The organism is Pandoraea sp. XY-2, assembly GCF_004193915.1.
Taxonomy (GTDB): domain Bacteria; phylum Pseudomonadota; class Gammaproteobacteria; order Burkholderiales; family Burkholderiaceae; genus Pandoraea; species Pandoraea cepalis.
This window is the reverse complement of the sequence record NZ_CP030849.1, coordinates 530,939-546,693: the sequence shown is the minus strand read 5'-3', so window position 1 is coordinate 546,693 and position 15,755 is coordinate 530,939. Positions and strand designations below refer to the sequence as shown.

Here is a 15,755-nt window from a genome sequence, read left to right as displayed (position 1 = left end):
TTTCAGTGTGACGTAGTGTGTGTGGCCGGCGCACCCGCGCCGACTTCCAGAATACCTTTAGATCCGCCCGAAAGCACCTTCTCCACCAACGTGTCGAGCGGCACCGAGCGATAGCACACCGCCTTGATGAGCATCGACAGGTTCACCCCTGAGAGCACACGCACCTTCGAATCGACGAGTTGCGCAGCAACATTCGACGGCGTGGCCCGAACAGATCGGTGAGGACCAGCACGCCGTTGTCTTCGTGCAACTGCGCGAGGCGTTCGCGCGCCGTGACGACGAGTGCCGCCGTGTCCTGGTCGGGCACAACGTCGATCGCGCCGATGTGCGCCGGACAACCGCCATAGATGTGCGAAACACACTCGCGAAGTGCCGAGGCGAGCGGTGCGTGAGCAATAATCAGAATTCCAGCCATGATGCTAGGTACGCCAAGCGCCGCGCGTGTTTGGAAGACAAACACAACGGCGAACGCGAACCTGTCGTTTTTGGGACTGTTATTTTAGCAGGCGCGCAAAAAACCCGAATTTTCATCAAGTTAGGGGCTGTCTGAAACGACTCGTCGCCCGACCGCCCCCGGATTTGCCTTACACCGCCCGTTCCAGCGCATCGATGAACATCTTCGGCACGTCGAAGCCGGTTTGCTCCGTAATTTCCTGGAAACACGTCGGACTCGTGACGTTCACTTCCGTGAGGCAATCCCCTATGACGTCGAGCCCTACGAGCAGCAGGCCACGTTGCCAGAGTATCGGCGCCAGTGTTTCGGCAATCTGACGATCGCGCGCCGTCAGGTCGCGCGCCTCGCCCACGCCGCCGGCGGCAAGGTTGCCACGCACTTCATTGCCCTGCGGGATGCGCGCCAGCGAGTGCGGCACGACTTGGCCGCCGATGACGAGAATCCGCTTGTCGCCCAGCACGATCTCGGGAATGAAGCGCTGCGCCATCACCGAGCTGGCCCCGTATTCACCGAGCATTTCGATGACCGACCCAAGGTTGCGGCCATCCGGCCCGATGCGGAACACCCCCGTGCCGCCCATGCCGTCGAGCGGCTTGTAGATCACGTCGCCATGTTCGTCGTGAAAGGCGCGCAGGCGGTCCGCGTCGCGCGTGACCAACGTCGGCGTCACGAACTGCGCAAACTCGGCGATCGCCATTTTTTCGGAGTGATCACGAATCGAGCTCGGCTTGTTGAACACCCGGGCACCGGCGCGCTCGGCGACTTCCAGCAGCCACGTGGCGTTGATGTACTCCATGTCGAACGGCGGGTCCTTGCGCATGAGCACGGCGTCGAACTCGGTAAGCGGACTCACCTGCGTTTGCACCACGTCGTACCAGGCTATCGCATCGCCCGTCAGGCGGATTTCCCTGACGCGCGCATCGACCGCCGCGTTTTGCCATGCCATCTCGTGCGTCTCGCACGCAAAGATGCGGTGCCCTCGACGCGCGGCCTCGCGCATCATCGAGAACGTGGTGTCCTTGTAGATCTTGAACTGGTCGAGCGGGTCGGCGATAAAGAGAATCTGCATCGATCGGCGGGAGTCTTTGGGGGTTCGGATGCACACACCGCGGGCAGCGGCGACAGGCGTCTATTCTAGCCGAGGCGCCATTTTGCCGCTGTGCGTCGCCTCGACGAGCGGCGCCACGCGCTCGCGCGCCCCCAGCGCACGTGCGCCGCTTCCGAGCGCCGCCATCCCGCCCAGCCCAAGCAGCAGCGATGCGTCGCGCACGGGGTCCAGACGAGCGCGCATGAGCGACAAATGCGTCTTGAGCGTTTGCACGCCAATCGCGCAAGCCTCGCGCGTCTGGGCGCGCGACTGCCCGGCAAGCAATCGCATCGCGATCTCGCGCTGCACCGGGGTCAGCCCCGTCTCCCAGAGCCGCAGCAGCAGCCGGATGGCGGGCGGCACGGCCAGGTGCAGGGCAATGCGCACGCGCTCGGTCGCTCGCCCCCCCATCCCGCACAAGTGCGTGGCGTGCAGATGCAGCGTGCCGCCCGGCACCTCGACCGCCGCGCAGACCGGCACACCCGGCGACGAGGCATCCGATGGGTGGAGTCGGAGTTCGTCGACCAGCGTTTGACACGCCTGCACCACGACGCACGCGTCGGGCCAAGCCCGCCCCGGCATGCGTTGCCAGACCCGTCGCATGAGCGTCAGCGCGGCGGGGTCGGCCCACTCCGGCTGACGCCGATGCCAGACGAGCGTACCCGCCACGTCGTCGCCAATCGCGCCCGACGGCTCGGGCCGAAGGATCCGCGCAGGCGATGTCATCGCGGTCATCGGCGGAAAACCGGGGCGCTTGGGTGGCGTGGCGAATTCGGCGGCGGCTGCCTCGAACGCCATGACTTCGCGCGCAGTGAACCGCGGCTGCGACCTGCGGCGCGACACGAACAATCGCAACACCCCGAGGGGTGCGATGGCCAACAGATCGGCGCCGTCGCTGCGCGCCGCTTCCTCGTCGCACGCCCGGGACGCCGGCAACAGACAAACGTCGAGCAAGTCCCCGTCGGCGAGGCATCCCGCCAGTTCCGGAGGACGACGCAACGTCGACGGCGCCGCGCCCAGACCGCCCCGCGAGCGCCGCGCATGACCGCATAACAGTTCGCCGTGCGCGAGCGAGCGCTGTAACTCCGCCACCGGCGGCATCGTCCAATCGCTGGCGGCAAGGCGCTCGCAGGCCGACAGCGGTGCCTGCGGTGCGTACCAGCGGGTGGCCTCGGCCGTCGCGGCCGGGTCGGCTGACGCATGACACCAGAGCGCGGCGACGCCATCCGCCGCCAGACGTCGGCGCAGCGTCTCCAGCCACAGCGGCAGATAGCCCAGCGTCGGTACCGGCAGTTGATGGATTTGACGAAGGCCCGTGCGCAAATCCCCCTGCATTTCCATGTGCCTCCCAGACACCCCGTTCCGAGGAAATTTCCTATTCCGCGTCGAGACGGACGCGCATCCCCCGTTCGGGGATGTGGTGCACGTCAAACGGTCGCATCATCGCTTCAATGCTGACGCGAACGAGACGGCGGATCGGCACAGTACACCGATCCAACAGTCGAAGGGGGAGCGCAGGAAACCAGTTTGCGGGGGGAACCGCCCAGGGAAGCCCCGATTTCCGGTCGTTGCATGAGGCGACCGGTAAATGTGACGCCCGGCTAGTCGGGGGGCCAGCCGGGCGTCTTTTTCTTTTCGCCCCACGGAACTTGAAGCGTTCAAGGCCGCCGCCGCACGGGCGGGGCCTCACCTCAAATTCGGAAACATCTCAAACCAACGCGCGACCGAAAGGGCGTGAACGGATGTCACTTGCCGCCGCGCCGATCATGCCGCGTCAATACGTTTCCGGATCCGGATCGGTGCGCTCGAGTTCGACCGACGCCGCGAGCAGCGCCAGACGCGCTACCACACCGTACATATAGAACCGGTTGGGCGGTGCCGCCCCCGGCTTGGCGTGGACATCGGGCAGTGCCGTATGCTCGAAGGCGAGCGGCACGAAGTGCATGCCCGGCGCGTTGAGGTTCTCGTCGGTCCCGCGTCCGGTGTGCACCCGGTAGAAACCGCCGACCACGTACCGATCGATCATGTAGACGACCGGCTCGGCCACGGCTTCGTTGATGCGCTCGAACGTGTAAACCCCTTCCTGCACGATCACGTCGTGCACTTCGAGACCTTCCTTGACCACACTCATCTTGGTGCGCTCGCGCCGGTTCAGGTTTTTGATCTCGGCGGCGTCGTGCACCATCATCACGCCCATGCCGTAAGTACCGGCATCGGCCTTGATCACGACGAACGGCTTCTCGCTGATGCCGTACTCGCGATACTTCTTGTTGATCTTCTTGAGCACGGCGTCGACCGTATCGGCGAGCTTTTCTTCCCCCACGCGCTCGTCGAAATCGATGCCCTCGCACTTGGCGAAGTACGGGTTGAGCATCCAGGGATCGACGTCGATCATCTTGGCGAACTTCTTGACGATGTCGTCATATGCCGAGAAATGCTGGCTCTTGCGGCGCACCGCCCACCCCGCATGCAGCGGCGGCAGGAGGTACTGTTCGTGCAGACCTTCGAGAATCGGCGGAATGCCGGCGGACAGGTCGTTATTGAGCAGGATCGAACACGGATCGAAATTCTTGAGGCCCAGCCGGCGCGGTGTACGCTCGAGCGGCTCGATCACGACGTGCTGGCCGTCGGGCAACTCGATGGTGGTCGGCTCGGTGATGTCGTCCGAGAGACTGCCCAGACGCACATGGAGCCCCGCGTGACGCATGATCGTCGACAGTCGCGCAAGGTTCTGCAGGTAGAACGTATTGCGCGTATGCCGTTCGGGAATGAGCAGCAGGTTCTTGGCGTCGGGGCAGATCTTCTCGATGGCGGCCATCGCCGCCTGCACCGCAAGCGGCAGCACCTCAGGCGCCAGATTATTGAAGCCGCCGGGGAAGAGATTGGTGTCGACCGGAGCAAGCTTGAAGCCGGCATTACGCAGGTCGACCGAACAATAGAACGGCGGCGTATGTTCCTGCCACTCGAGCCGGAACCAGCGCTCGATGGCGGGCGTCGCATCGAGGATCTTCTTTTCCAGGTCGAGCAAAGGGCCTTTCAGAGCCGTGACGAGATGCGGAACCATGCTTCTCTCATATCCAGATGGAATATCGATTGTAGAGCATACGCTCGGCGCCCCCCACCCTTGGGCAGGATCGGAGGACGTGGAGTGCGCACGCCGCGGTGAGAGAAGATGGGGACGAAGCGGGGAATCGCAAGCGAAAAAAACGGGCACCCGCCGGGTACCCGTCCAATGCCGGGGCGGCTGTCCGACCAGCCACCGGCAACCTCTCGTGCTCGCCCTGGGCCGAGGTTGGCAGCGTATCGTTGCCGATTCGCGGGCGCTTGTTGAAAGTCACGCCCGGCCGAAGCCGGGCCCAAACCATGCGATGTCACAGCGTCGAGCGGTGGGGCAAACGCCCCCCCACCGACGCCTGCGTCATCAGTTGTGATAAGCGGATTCGCCGTGCGAGGTAATGTCCAGACCCTCGCGCTCTTCGTCTTCCGGCACCCGCAGACCCAGCACGATGTCGGCGATCTTGAAGGCGATGAAGGCGACCACGCCCGACCAGACGACCGTGGTGAGCACGGCTTGCAGCTGGATCCAGACTTGACCGGCGATCGAGTAGTCCGGCGCCACCTTGTTGGCCACGTAGTCGTAGATGCCCGTGCCGCCAAGCGACGGGGCCGCGAACACGCCCGTCAGAATCGCGCCGAGCATACCGCCCACGCCATGCACGCCAAACACGTCGAGCGCGTCGTCGGCCTTGAGCAGGCGCTTCAGGCCATTCACCCCCCACAGGCAGATCAGACCGGCAAGCAGGCCGAGCACGATCGAGCCCATCGGGCCGACGAAGCCGGCGGCCGGAGTCACCGCCACCAGACCGGCGACAGCCCCGAGGCGCCACCGAGCATTGACGGCTTGCCCTTGCCGATCCACTCACCGGCCGTCCACGACAGCGTGGCAGCCGCGGTGGCGAGCAGCGTGTTCACGAAGGCGAGCGCGGCACCGCCGTTGGCCTCCAGCCCCGAGCCGGCGTTGAAGCCGAACCAGCCGAACCAGAGCAGCGAGGCACCGATCATCGTCATCGTGAGCGAATGCGGCTTGAACGCTTCCTTGCCGAAGCCAACACGCTTGCCGACCATGTACGAGCCGACCAGACCGGCGATAGCGGCATTGATGTGCACCACCGTACCGCCTGCGTAATCGAGCGCGCCCTTCTGGAAGAGCCAGCCGGCATGTGCCGTGGCGGCGTCGGCGGCGGCAGGGTCCGTGTAAGCATCCGGACCCGACCAGAACCACACCATATGGGCGATCGGCAGGTACGAGAACGTGAACCAGATCACGGTGAAGAGCAGCACGGCCGAGAACTTGGTACGTTCGGCAAATGCCCCGACGATCAGCGCACAGGTAATGGCGGCGAACGCGGCCTGGAACGCCATGTACGCGTATTCCGGCACATTCACACCCTTGCTGAAGGTCGCGGCGATCGAGTCCGGCGTCATGCCCTTCAGGAACAGTCGATCAAAGCCCCCGAAGAACGCCCCGCCCTCGGTGAACGCGATGCTGTAGCCGTAGATCGACCAGAGCACGACCACGAGCGAGAAGATGATGAAGCACTGCATCAGCACCGAGAGCATGTTCTTCGAGCGGACGAGACCGCCGTAGAACAGGCCCAGGCCGGGCAGCGTCATCAAAATCACCAGCGCGGTACAGGTCAGCAGCCAGGCCGTATCGCCTTTGTTCGGCGGCACGGGCGTTGCGGCGGCAGGCGCCGGCGCAGCGGCCTGAGCCGACGGTGCAGGCGCAGCCGCCGGCGTCGCAGCCGTCGCTGCGGGTGACGCCGTCTCCGACGCGGCGGCAGGCGCCGAAGCGTCCTGCGCGAGCGCGGCGGTCGAGCCGAGGCCCATCGTGCCCGCGACGCCCGCGAAGGCGGCGACGAGCAACAGTTTGGCAAGCAGTTTTTTCATGATTTGTTGTCTCTTTTGTAGGACCTTCACAGCGCGTCTTCGCCCGTCTCTCCCGTACGGATGCGGACGACGTGTTCGACGTTGGACACGAAAATCTTGCCGTCGCCGATCTTGCCGGTGCGGGCCGCCTGCTCGATGGCGTCGATCGCCTGATCGAGCAGGGCGTCGCCGATGACCGCCTCGATCTTCACCTTCGGCAGAAAGTCGACGACATATTCTGCACCCCGATACAGCTCGGTATGGCCCTTCTGGCGGCCGAAGCCCTTGACTTCGGTCACCGTAATCCCCGCCACGCCAATGTTCGAGAGGGCTTCGCGCACCTCGTCGAGCTTGAAGGGTTTCACAATTGCGGTTATCAGCTTCATATTGAGTCGCTCCTTAGAATGTCTTCGACAACCCCACGACGACCGTCGCCTTGGAGAGTACCTTGCCGGAATTCGCGGCGGTGTAGTACTTCTCATCGGCGTTCGTATCGACGTAGGCAACCGACACGGAGAAGTTCTTGCCCAGGTCTTTCGACAGGCCGATCTTCCAGTCGGTGTAGCCAGCCGCGCTGAAGTTGTGCACCCACTGATGCCCCACGTGCCCCACAGCCGAGAGGCCCCAGACGCCGATGTCATAGGTTGCCGTGAGGTCGAGGTAGCCGCTGTTCGACGTATCCTGGCCGTCCGGACTCACGAGGCCGAACAAGCGGGTCATGGAGTGCGAGTACTTCAGCGTTACGGTTTTCCAGCCCAAGGCGGCATACAGTTCGAACGTATGCGGACGCGGGAAGAAGGCCCCGGACGGATAGGTGCCCGGGTAGTAGTACTGCAGGCCCCCGACATCGATGGTCCAGTCCGGGATGATTTCCTTCTTCCAGCCGCCGTAGAAATCCATTTCGATCGGCGCGCTCACCGCCGAATTGCCATCCGAAATCCAGCTGATGTTCGACGCCCATACGCCCGCATACAGTCCGGATTCGTGTGCGATATCGAAGCCGCCCTGCACCGCCGGGCGCTTGCCCGTTTGCGAGATCCCGCGGAAGCGGTAGTCGGAGAACAGACCGATGTTGGCGGTCACGGTCAGCGGTTCGGCCGCGGCACTCGCCGCTGTGGCGGGCGCCGCGCCATCGGCGCTCGTCTGCGCAAAAGCGCTGGCAGACATCGCCATCGCACCGGAGAACACAACGCCAGCCATCGCAGTTGACACTTTCTTCATCACTTTCCCCTGAGTTGTTATCTAACGTCTTGGTGCAGCGTGCGGCAGTTTCTGACCTGAGTAGAGCAACTCTCGTGCCAGGTCTCAGATCCCCATGCGCTGCGACGCGCAAGATACAAATTCCGGGATAAAAAATTGGCAAAATTGCGGGGGCAAAGTGACGCGCCGGCGCCGGTGCCGGCGACAACCCGGCGTGTCGAACGAGGTCAAGTCCTTGCCGGGTAACGGTTGCGCCGTTGTGTGCGCTGGCTGGGCGCAGGAAACGGTGTTAGAGTTGCGCCAACGTTGGCGGCCGCCCTGATGCACCACCTTGCACCGGTCAGACCGGCGCGCCGAAGCACACCGACGGTGCAAGCACCACGTTGGTGCGAAGAATTGAAGAGAGGAAGGCTTATGAAACCGAACGAGATCCTGCAAGACATGCAAGCCAAGGTGAGTGAGTTGCTCAAGCAATCCCCCGCCAAGGATATCGAGCGCAACGTCAAAAGCCTGCTCAACCAGGGGTTTAACCGGCTCGATCTGGTGACCCGCGAGGAATTCGACGTGCAGGCGCAGGTGCTCGCGCGCACGCGCGAGAAGCTCGAGGCGCTCGAAAAACGCGTGGCCGAACTCGAAGGCCTGCGCAACGAAGCGCAAGACTGACGAAACACAAGGGGCGCGTGGGCGCCCTTTGTCATCTTCGGCGGCCGAAGGCCAACGCCATGCCCCACTGCGGCGCACCCAGCTGTCGTGTGTCGTCACTTCCCGATTCTCAGTCCGAGATCAGAATCCTCCTAAATCGCAGCGGACCTTGCCGAGCCGTCGGTGCCGTCGCTCCGAAAACACCCTCCACTCCCCCGATTTCCTCCGACTGGACATTGTGCGTCGCGGCGTTCTGCGACGACTATCGACATCGACGCGATGTGATGTGACGCGTCGCAATCGTTCGAAGGAGGAGAGATGTCATTGGCAGTTGTCAGCAGCCGTGCGATCACGGGGATGGCGGCCCGCGCGGTCACCGTCGAAGTGCACTTGGCGAACGGGCTGCCCGGCCTGTCGCTGGTCGGCCTGCCCGATACCGAGGTCAAGGAAAGCCGGGAGCGCGTGCGCTCGGCGTTGCAGAACTGCCGGTTCGAATTCCCCGCCCGGCGCATCACGGTCAATCTGGCGCCGGCCGATTTACCCAAAGCGTCTGGCTGCTTCGATCTGCCGATTGCGCTTGGCATCCTTGCGGCCAGCGGTCAGCTCCCCGACGCCGGATTGCGCTCGCACGAGTTTGCGGGAGAGTTATCGCTCACCGGCGAGTTGCGTCCGGTTCGCGGGGCATTGGCGATGGCGAGCGCCATGCTGGCCGAGCCGTCGGCGCGTGCGCTCGTGCTACCTGCGGGAAGCGCGCAGGAAGCCGCATTGGTGGAGGGCGCCACTGTCTATGGCGCGCGCACCTTGCTCGATGTCTGCGCACATCTCGCCGAGCCCGACGTGGCGACGCCGCTGCCGCGCGCCGTTGTCCCACTGGCGCTGGCGGCGTCGGCCGACAGCGGCGTCGCGCAAGCAAGCGACCTCCCCGACCTGGGCGATATCAAGGGACAAGAGCACGCCAAGCGCGCGCTGGAAGTTGCGGCGGCGGGCGGACATCACATCCTGTTCTACGGTCCACCGGGTACCGGCAAGTCGATGCTCGCGACGCGGCTCGCGGGACTGCTCCCGGCGCTGAGCAAGGCACAGGCCGTGGAAGCCGCCACGCTGGCCAGCCTGAGCGTACAGGGATTCGATATGCGCCACTGGGGCCGGCGACCGTTTCGCGCGCCGCATCACACGGCGTCGGCCGCGGCCCTGGTGGGCGGAGGTAGCGCGCCGCGGCCCGGTGAAATCAGCCTGGCCCATCGCGGGGTGCTCTTTCTCGACGAACTACCTGAATTTCAGCGCCGCGTGCTCGAAGTCCTGCGCGAACCGCTGGAGTTGGGCCATGTCACGATCTCCCGCGCGGGCGGACACGCCACGTTCCCTGCCGCGTTTCAACTCGTGGCCGCGATGAACCCGTGCCCGTGCGGCGACCTGGGACATCCGTCGCGCAATTGCCGCTGTACGAGCGAGGCCGTGGCGCGATATCGCAATCGTCTCTCGGGCCCGCTGCTCGACCGCATCGACCTGCACGTCGAGGTGCCGGCGCTGAGCGCCGAGATGTTCGCCGCGCCGGCCAGCGGCGAGCGCAGCGAGGTCGTGGCGACACGCGTCAGCCAGGCGCGGGAGCGCCAGCTATCTCGCCAGGGCCAATTGAACAGTGGCCTGTCGAGCCGTGCGCTGGAGGCGCAATGCGCCCTGCGGCCGAACGCGCAGGACGTTCTGCACCGCGCGGTGACGCAACACCATTGGTCGGCACGCACCTATCATCGCGTGCTGCGCGTGGCGCGCACGGTAGCCGATCTCGCAGGCATTGGCGATATCGATGCCGATCACGTCGCAGAGGCCGTGCAATACCGCGAAGCCCCGTCATCGTGACGGGCGCGCAGCGCAGCGGCCATCACTCCAACGTGAACGAATCGAGAAATTGGTCGACCTGGTCCTTCGCGGGAGCCTTCGTCGCCAGCACGACAACTTGATAGACGTGATTGCCGCGTCCGACGAAACGGGCGGCAACGTAACGCTCGGTCTTGTCGCTGGCCTTGCCTTGCGCGGATACGCCCAGTCCTGGAATCGCAGGCGCGTCGCCCGCCTGACGCACCATGACCTGCACCGGCGCGGCGGCCCCGTCGTTCACGTTCGCGAGCAAGCCATGCTGCAACTCGGCGAGGACTGCTTGACGTAGCGTCGCGTCGTCCTTGGGCAGCGTCACCACGCCCACGGCGAAGAGTGCCGCATCGACCCGGGCGGCTTGCATGCGCATCGGCAGTAGGCCGGAGGCGAACTTCACTTCGCGCGCGTCCTGCGTCGGTTTGGCGGGATAGGTTGCGGCATACCCGCCGTCTTTGTCGTGCACCTCGCGCCAATCGTAGCGAGGGGAACAGGCGGCGAGCACCATGGTCGCGGCAAGCAGGACGTAGACACGGACAACGCGATTCATAGACAGGAGGATGAGCCTGAAGGGAAGGAGATTGCCATTATCCGCCATGTGTTGCGACACGAAAAACGCGCCGTTGCAGATCCCGGTATCATCGGCGGCATGAAACGCGCCACGGCCGACTCATCCCGCCCATTGCCTACCAGCGTCCGCGACAGTCGCGGGGCGATTGCATCCGCGCGGGCGCTCATGCCCGGGCGTCAAGCCGTAGCGCCCCTGCAAAGGACCGGTAGCCTTGTCAGGGGGTTGGCGGTGCTGACGACGGTATTCGCCATTGGCACGACGGCCGCGGCGCCGGCATCGGGCGGTAACCCGCGCCCCGTCGCAGGGAATCTCGCGTCGGCGCAAACCGCAAGCGTCACGTCACCCCGTAACGGCGGAGGCGGCGCGGCAACGCCCGCGCAGAACGACGGTACGCGTGCGGCGCAAGCACAGGCCAGCGTGCCGCTGGCGACGGACTTCGCCGCTCACGCCCGCCGTGCCGCTTCGCTCGACGCCCCGCTGATCGTGCTGGTATCGCTGCGCGACTGCGTGTATTGCGGCCCGATCCGTCAGCGCGAACTTGCGCCGCTCGTGCGCAGTGGAAAATATGAGGTCCGCGAAATCGGCATGGACAGCACAGCGCCCGTGCGCGAGTTCGACGGCTCGACGACAACCGGCGTTGCCTGGGCGCGCGCTCACGGCGTGAAGGTGTCGCCGACGGTTTTGTTCCTCGATACGAGCGGACGCCCCGTCGCCGACCCGCTGATCGGCGCAGGGCTCCCCGACTTCTATGGCGCCTATCTCGACGACGCCATCTCGCAAGGCCGCACCCAGCTGCGCGCTGGACGCGCCACCGTGACGCGCTGAGCATCGGGGGCCGTGAAATCGGAGCTGTGGAATCGGTGCGCTGGAATCGGGGCAATGGAATCGAAGCGGCACGATCGCGGCGGCGCTACCGAAGCAGCGGGATCGGGGCGGCAGAATCGGAGTTGGAAATCAGAGTAGAATCGTTGTCACCCATTGAACCATCCTCCCACACGGCTGTGTCATGAGCGCTACGACCACCCGCAAGTCTCCCATGAGCAAGATCCTCGCCATTGCGATCGTCGCAATCGTGGCGATCGCTGCGTATTTCACGTTTTACGGTCAGAAGCGCGCGCCCGAGGCGACGTTCACGCTGCTCTCGGGACAAAAGCTCGACACCGAGCAACTCAAGGGCAAGGTCTATCTCGTGAACTTCTGGGCGACGAGCTGCACAACGTGCATGAAGGAAATGCCGACGATGGTGCAGACGTACGAGAAGTACAAAGGCCGAGGGCTGGAATTCGTGGCCGTCGCCATGAGCTACGACCCGCCAATGTATGTGGTGAACTATGCCCAGTCGCGCCAACTGCCGTTCAAGGTGGCGATGGATTCCGACGGCAGCGTGGCCAGGCAGTACGGCAACGTCCAGCTCACCCCGACGACCTTCGTCGTGGACCGCAATGGCAAGGTGCTCAAGCAATACGTCGGCGAGCCGGAATATGCGGAACTCGACAAACTCATCGAGACGGCGCTGGGCAAGCAGGCTTGACGACGCCGCGCCCGGCCGCGTCACCGCATCGTCTGACCGCCCTCGCCTCCATCGCCTTGACCGCGCGTGTGTAGACCGTAACGCTTGAGCTTTTCATACAGCGTTGCCTTGGGCACATGCAGCGCCTCGGCCGTCGCCGCCACGTTGCCCTTGCTGTGCTCCAGCGCCTCTTGCAGCACGGCGCGCTCGAAGCGGTCCACCTGCTCCTTGAGCGGCAGCGGCGCAAGCGAGTCGCCCTCGGGCGCACTCGCCACACCGAGCACCAGACGATCCGCCGCGTTGCGAAGCTCACGCACGTTGCCCGGCCAGTCTGCCTGCATCAGCTCCTGACGCATCCGATCCGAGACCACGGGCGCCGGACGTCCATAACGCACGGCGGCGTCCAGCATGAAGTGCTCGAACAGCGGCAGGATATCCTCGCGACGCTCGCGCAGCGGCGGCAACGCCAACGTCACCACATTCAGCCGGTAATACAGATCGCGACGGAATGTGCCCTCGCGCACCAGCGCTTCCATATCGCCCTTCGCAGCTGCGACCACGCGGCAGTCGACACGAACCGATTGATTCGAGCCCAAGCGTTCCAGCACACCCTCCTGCAAAACGCGCAGCAACTTGACCTGCAACGCAAGCGGCATGCTCTCGATCTCGTCGAGAAACAGCGTGCCGCCCGACGCATGTTCGAGCTTTCCGATGCGACGTTTGGCCGCGCCGGTAAACGCGCCAACCTCGTGACCGAACATCTCGCTCTCGAAAATCGCCTCGGGCAACGCACCGCAGTTCAGCGCGACGAACGGCGCATCGCGGCGGCGCGACAACTCATGCAGACTGCGCGCCACCAGCTCCTTGCCCGTCCCCGTGTCGCCGTTGATGAGCACCGGCGCATCGGTCATCGCCACGTTGGCGATGAGCGTGCGCAGCGTCTCCATTGCCGGACTGCGTCCGATGATGCGCGAGGCGCGTCCGCCCTGTTCCGCCAGTTCGCGCCGTAACGCCTGGTTTTCCAGCATGAGCTTGCGTGTTTCCAACGCACGCTTGGCCGATTCGATCAGACGGTCCGGCGCAAACGGCTTCTCGATGAAGTCGTAGGCACCATCGCGAATCGCCTGTACGGCCATCGAAATATCGCCGTGACCGGTCACGAGGATCACGGGCACCTCGGGCGCGTGCTGACGCAGATGCGAAAGCAGCTCAAGCCCGCTCATGCCGATCAGGCGAATGTCCGACACGACGATGCCGGCGAAATCCGGCGTGATGCGCTCGCGCGCGGCTTCGGCCGAGGCAAGCCCGAAGGCGTCGAGTCCGGCGAGTTGCAGGCTCTGCAGCGTGGCACGCCGCACGAGTTCGTCGTCTTCGACAAATAAGATCTGAAGGTTCTTGTACATCATGCGATTGTCGCGCCGGTGCGTTGCACGCGGCGCAGCGTCACGAGAAATTCTGCGCCACCGCCAGGAACGTTGCGTGCGACCAACTGGCCGCCGTTCTCCTGGGCGATGGATGACGAGATGGCGAGTCCGAGCCCCATGCCCTGCCCCCCCTCCTTGGTACTGAAAAACGGCTCGAACAGTCGCGGCATATGTGCCTCCGAAATGCCCGGCCCGTTGTCACGCACGTAAATGCGCACCCACAGGTCGTCGGCCTCCACATCGATCCAGATCGACGGCGGTGCGTGCGGGCTGGAAACGCTTCCCACCGCGTCGATAGCGTTACCCACCAGATTGATCAACACCTGTTCGAGACGCAGTCCTTCGCAGGCCACGTACACGTCGTCCAATCCGTCGGCAAACGTCGTCGTCAATGGGATGTCCGCCAGACGCCCTCGCAGCAGCGTCACCGTATTGTCGAGCGCGCGGCGCACCGACGCCTCCATGTCGCCACGGCGCGATCGGCCCGCGAAGAGCCTCAGTTGCCCGGTGATCTTGCCCATGCGGTCGGTGAGCGACGCAATGGCCTCCAGGTTCTCCTGCGCCGCGCCGTACTCAGCGCGTTCGAGCAACACCCGTGTGTTGTCGGAAAAGCTGCGCAGCGCCGAGAGCGGCTGATTGAGTTCGTGCGTGATACCGGCGGCCATCTGCCCCAGCGCCACGAGTTTGGACGCCTGCACGAGTTCGCTCTGTGCCTCGCGCAGTTCGTGCTCGGTGCGCGAGCGCTCCTGCACCTCTGTCTGCAAGCGTTCATTGGCCGACTGCAGATCGGCGGTGCGCTCGGCCACGCGCTCGCCCAGTTCCGCGTACGCCGCTTGCAACAGCTCACGGCTCTTGAGCATGTCGCGTACGCGCTGACGCCGCTGGTTCCATGCCACCCCCAGCAAGCAGGTAAACGCCGCGAGACAGCCCGCCGCCACCGCCGCGATCCGGGCATTGGCGATCACCTGATCGAGCGGCGCGAAGTACATCAGCGTCCAGTTCGGCTCGCCCAGCCTGCGCTGCACCGCAAGAAAGCGGCGCATCTTGCCTGCGCCGCGTCCGTCGCGCACGGTCACGACCTCGCCGTCGGCGTCGAGCCGCTCGTCCTCGCTCCAGGCGAGCGGCGTGATGTGCTGGTTGTAGTACTGACGCGAGCTGTCGAGCGCCGCCTTCACCGCGGGGGTTAGCGGTGCGAGCGCCCGATACTGCCAGCGCGGCTCGGACGACAGGAATATCACGCCGTGATCGTCGGCCACGACGACGGGCTCGGAGGCGTCGGCACCTGCACGCTGGAACCACTCCAGGTTGAGCTTGAGGACCACTACGCCACGAATCTGGCCATCCACCACAATCGGCTGCGAGACGAAGTACCCTGGCTCGCCCGATGTCGTACCCACGCCATAGAAACGGCCCAGCGCGCCGCGGATCGCATCGATGAAGTACGGGCGAAAACGATATTGCTGCCCCACGAACGTGGCCTTCTCGCGCCAGTTGCTCGCGGCCAGCGCGATCCCGTTGGCATCGATCACATAGGCGGCCGATGCCTTGGCGCGCTGGTTCACGTCGAACAGATAATCGTTGGCGCGCTGCACGACCGCGGGATCGTTCGGATGAAGCAGCAGATCGCGCACATCCGGATGCAGCGAAAGCAAATACGGCAGGAATTCGTAGCGATCGACGGTGCTGCGCAGACTGCCCGCGTAGCGCTCGACCCGCGCGCCGGCGTTCACGCGCAGGTCGGCCACGCCGCGCTGCCAGCTCAGGGCGTACGTCAACCAGCAGAACAGAACGCTCGCCAACAGCATGACGGCGATCCACGACCAACGGCGCATCGGCACGGCCCTCTCGAAATCGATGGGGACTTCGTCGCGCCGGGGGGCGAAGCGTCCGTACGTGAAGCGGAGGCACCTGCCGGTGCTTGGCGCTCACGTGGGCGAATCGGGTTGTCGTGCTGAGTGGCCATTGGGTCGCAGCGTACGCCTTGTCGACGTCGATGACGGCCGGTTCTGGCGATGGCGGCAGGCGGCGCGGTCGTGCCGCCTGTCGTCATCGCAAAACCAGGAAAAACC

At 64.9% G+C, this 15,755-nt stretch carries 12 protein-coding genes and 2 pseudogenes; 4 read left to right on the top strand and 10 right to left on the bottom strand.

What is annotated here, in order from left to right:
• Positions 1–2: 2 nt before the first annotated feature.
• From DRB87_RS02440 to DRB87_RS02410, 7 genes and pseudogenes are all read right to left on the bottom strand, one after another.
• Positions 3–415 (bottom strand): annotated as a pseudogene (locus tag DRB87_RS02440) (PTS sugar transporter subunit IIA).
• A gap of 169 nt (positions 416–584) precedes the next feature.
• Entirely contained in the window at positions 585–1,523 is a 939-nt protein-coding gene (gshB, locus tag DRB87_RS02435) for a glutathione synthase (RefSeq protein ID WP_130024736.1), read from the bottom strand.
• A gap of 60 nt (positions 1,524–1,583) precedes the next feature.
• Positions 1,584–2,882 carry a hypothetical protein gene (locus DRB87_RS02430; protein ID WP_130024735.1) on the bottom strand — a complete coding sequence of 433 codons (1,299 nt, stop codon included), beginning with the start codon at positions 2,880–2,882 and terminating at the stop codon, positions 1,584–1,586.
• Positions 2,883–3,315: 433 nt separating this feature from the next.
• Positions 3,316–4,605, bottom strand: a complete 1,290-nt coding sequence (gene gshA / locus DRB87_RS02425) for a glutamate--cysteine ligase (RefSeq protein WP_017232716.1) — start codon at positions 4,603–4,605, stop codon at positions 3,316–3,318.
• A gap of 357 nt (positions 4,606–4,962) precedes the next feature.
• A pseudogene (amt, locus tag DRB87_RS02420) lies at positions 4,963–6,431 on the bottom strand (ammonium transporter).
• 86 nt (positions 6,432–6,517) lie between these two features.
• A complete protein-coding gene (locus DRB87_RS02415) occupies positions 6,518–6,856 on the bottom strand; it encodes a P-II family nitrogen regulator (protein ID WP_010804740.1) in 339 nt (112 codons plus the stop codon).
• A gap of 13 nt (positions 6,857–6,869) precedes the next feature.
• Positions 6,870–7,691 carry a TorF family putative porin gene (locus DRB87_RS02410; RefSeq protein ID WP_130024734.1) on the bottom strand — a complete coding sequence of 274 codons (822 nt, stop codon included), beginning with the start codon at positions 7,689–7,691 and terminating at the stop codon, positions 6,870–6,872.
• Between the two features lie 393 nt (positions 7,692–8,084).
• Between DRB87_RS02410 and DRB87_RS02405 the strand changes: the two genes are divergently transcribed.
• Positions 8,085–8,333 (top strand): accessory factor UbiK family protein, encoded by a 249-nt coding sequence (locus DRB87_RS02405; protein WP_017235617.1) that lies wholly within the window; start codon positions 8,085–8,087, stop codon positions 8,331–8,333.
• Positions 8,334–8,630: 297 nt separating this feature from the next.
• Positions 8,631–10,169: a YifB family Mg chelatase-like AAA ATPase gene (locus tag DRB87_RS02400; protein ID WP_130024733.1), complete on the top strand. Its 1,539-nt coding sequence runs from the start codon at positions 8,631–8,633 to the stop codon at positions 10,167–10,169.
• Between the two features lie 22 nt (positions 10,170–10,191).
• On the opposite strand, the gene DRB87_RS02395 is transcribed toward DRB87_RS02400, so the two are convergent.
• On the bottom strand, positions 10,192–10,731 hold the full coding sequence (locus DRB87_RS02395) for a hypothetical protein (protein ID WP_130024732.1): 540 nt from the start codon (positions 10,729–10,731) through the stop codon (positions 10,192–10,194).
• A 249-nt stretch (positions 10,732–10,980) separates the two neighbouring features.
• Between DRB87_RS02395 and DRB87_RS02390 the strand changes: the two genes are divergently transcribed.
• Entirely contained in the window at positions 10,981–11,577 is a 597-nt protein-coding gene (locus DRB87_RS02390; RefSeq protein WP_240756150.1) for a thioredoxin, read from the top strand.
• Between the two features lie 211 nt (positions 11,578–11,788).
• On the top strand, positions 11,789–12,283 hold the full coding sequence (locus DRB87_RS02385) for a TlpA disulfide reductase family protein (protein WP_370363388.1): 495 nt from the start codon (positions 11,789–11,791) through the stop codon (positions 12,281–12,283).
• Positions 12,284–12,303: 20 nt separating this feature from the next.
• Here the strand turns inward: DRB87_RS02385 and DRB87_RS02380 are convergent, their stop codons facing one another.
• Together DRB87_RS02380 and DRB87_RS02375 are read right to left on the bottom strand one after the other, a co-directional pair.
• Positions 12,304–13,668 (bottom strand): sigma-54-dependent transcriptional regulator, encoded by a 1,365-nt coding sequence (locus tag DRB87_RS02380; RefSeq protein ID WP_370363386.1) that lies wholly within the window; start codon positions 13,666–13,668, stop codon positions 12,304–12,306.
• Entirely contained in the window at positions 13,665–15,518 is a 1,854-nt protein-coding gene (locus DRB87_RS02375) for an ATP-binding protein (protein ID WP_240756267.1), read from the bottom strand. The genes DRB87_RS02380 and DRB87_RS02375 overlap by 4 nt, the downstream gene beginning before the upstream one ends.
• Positions 15,519–15,755 lie beyond the last annotated feature (237 nt).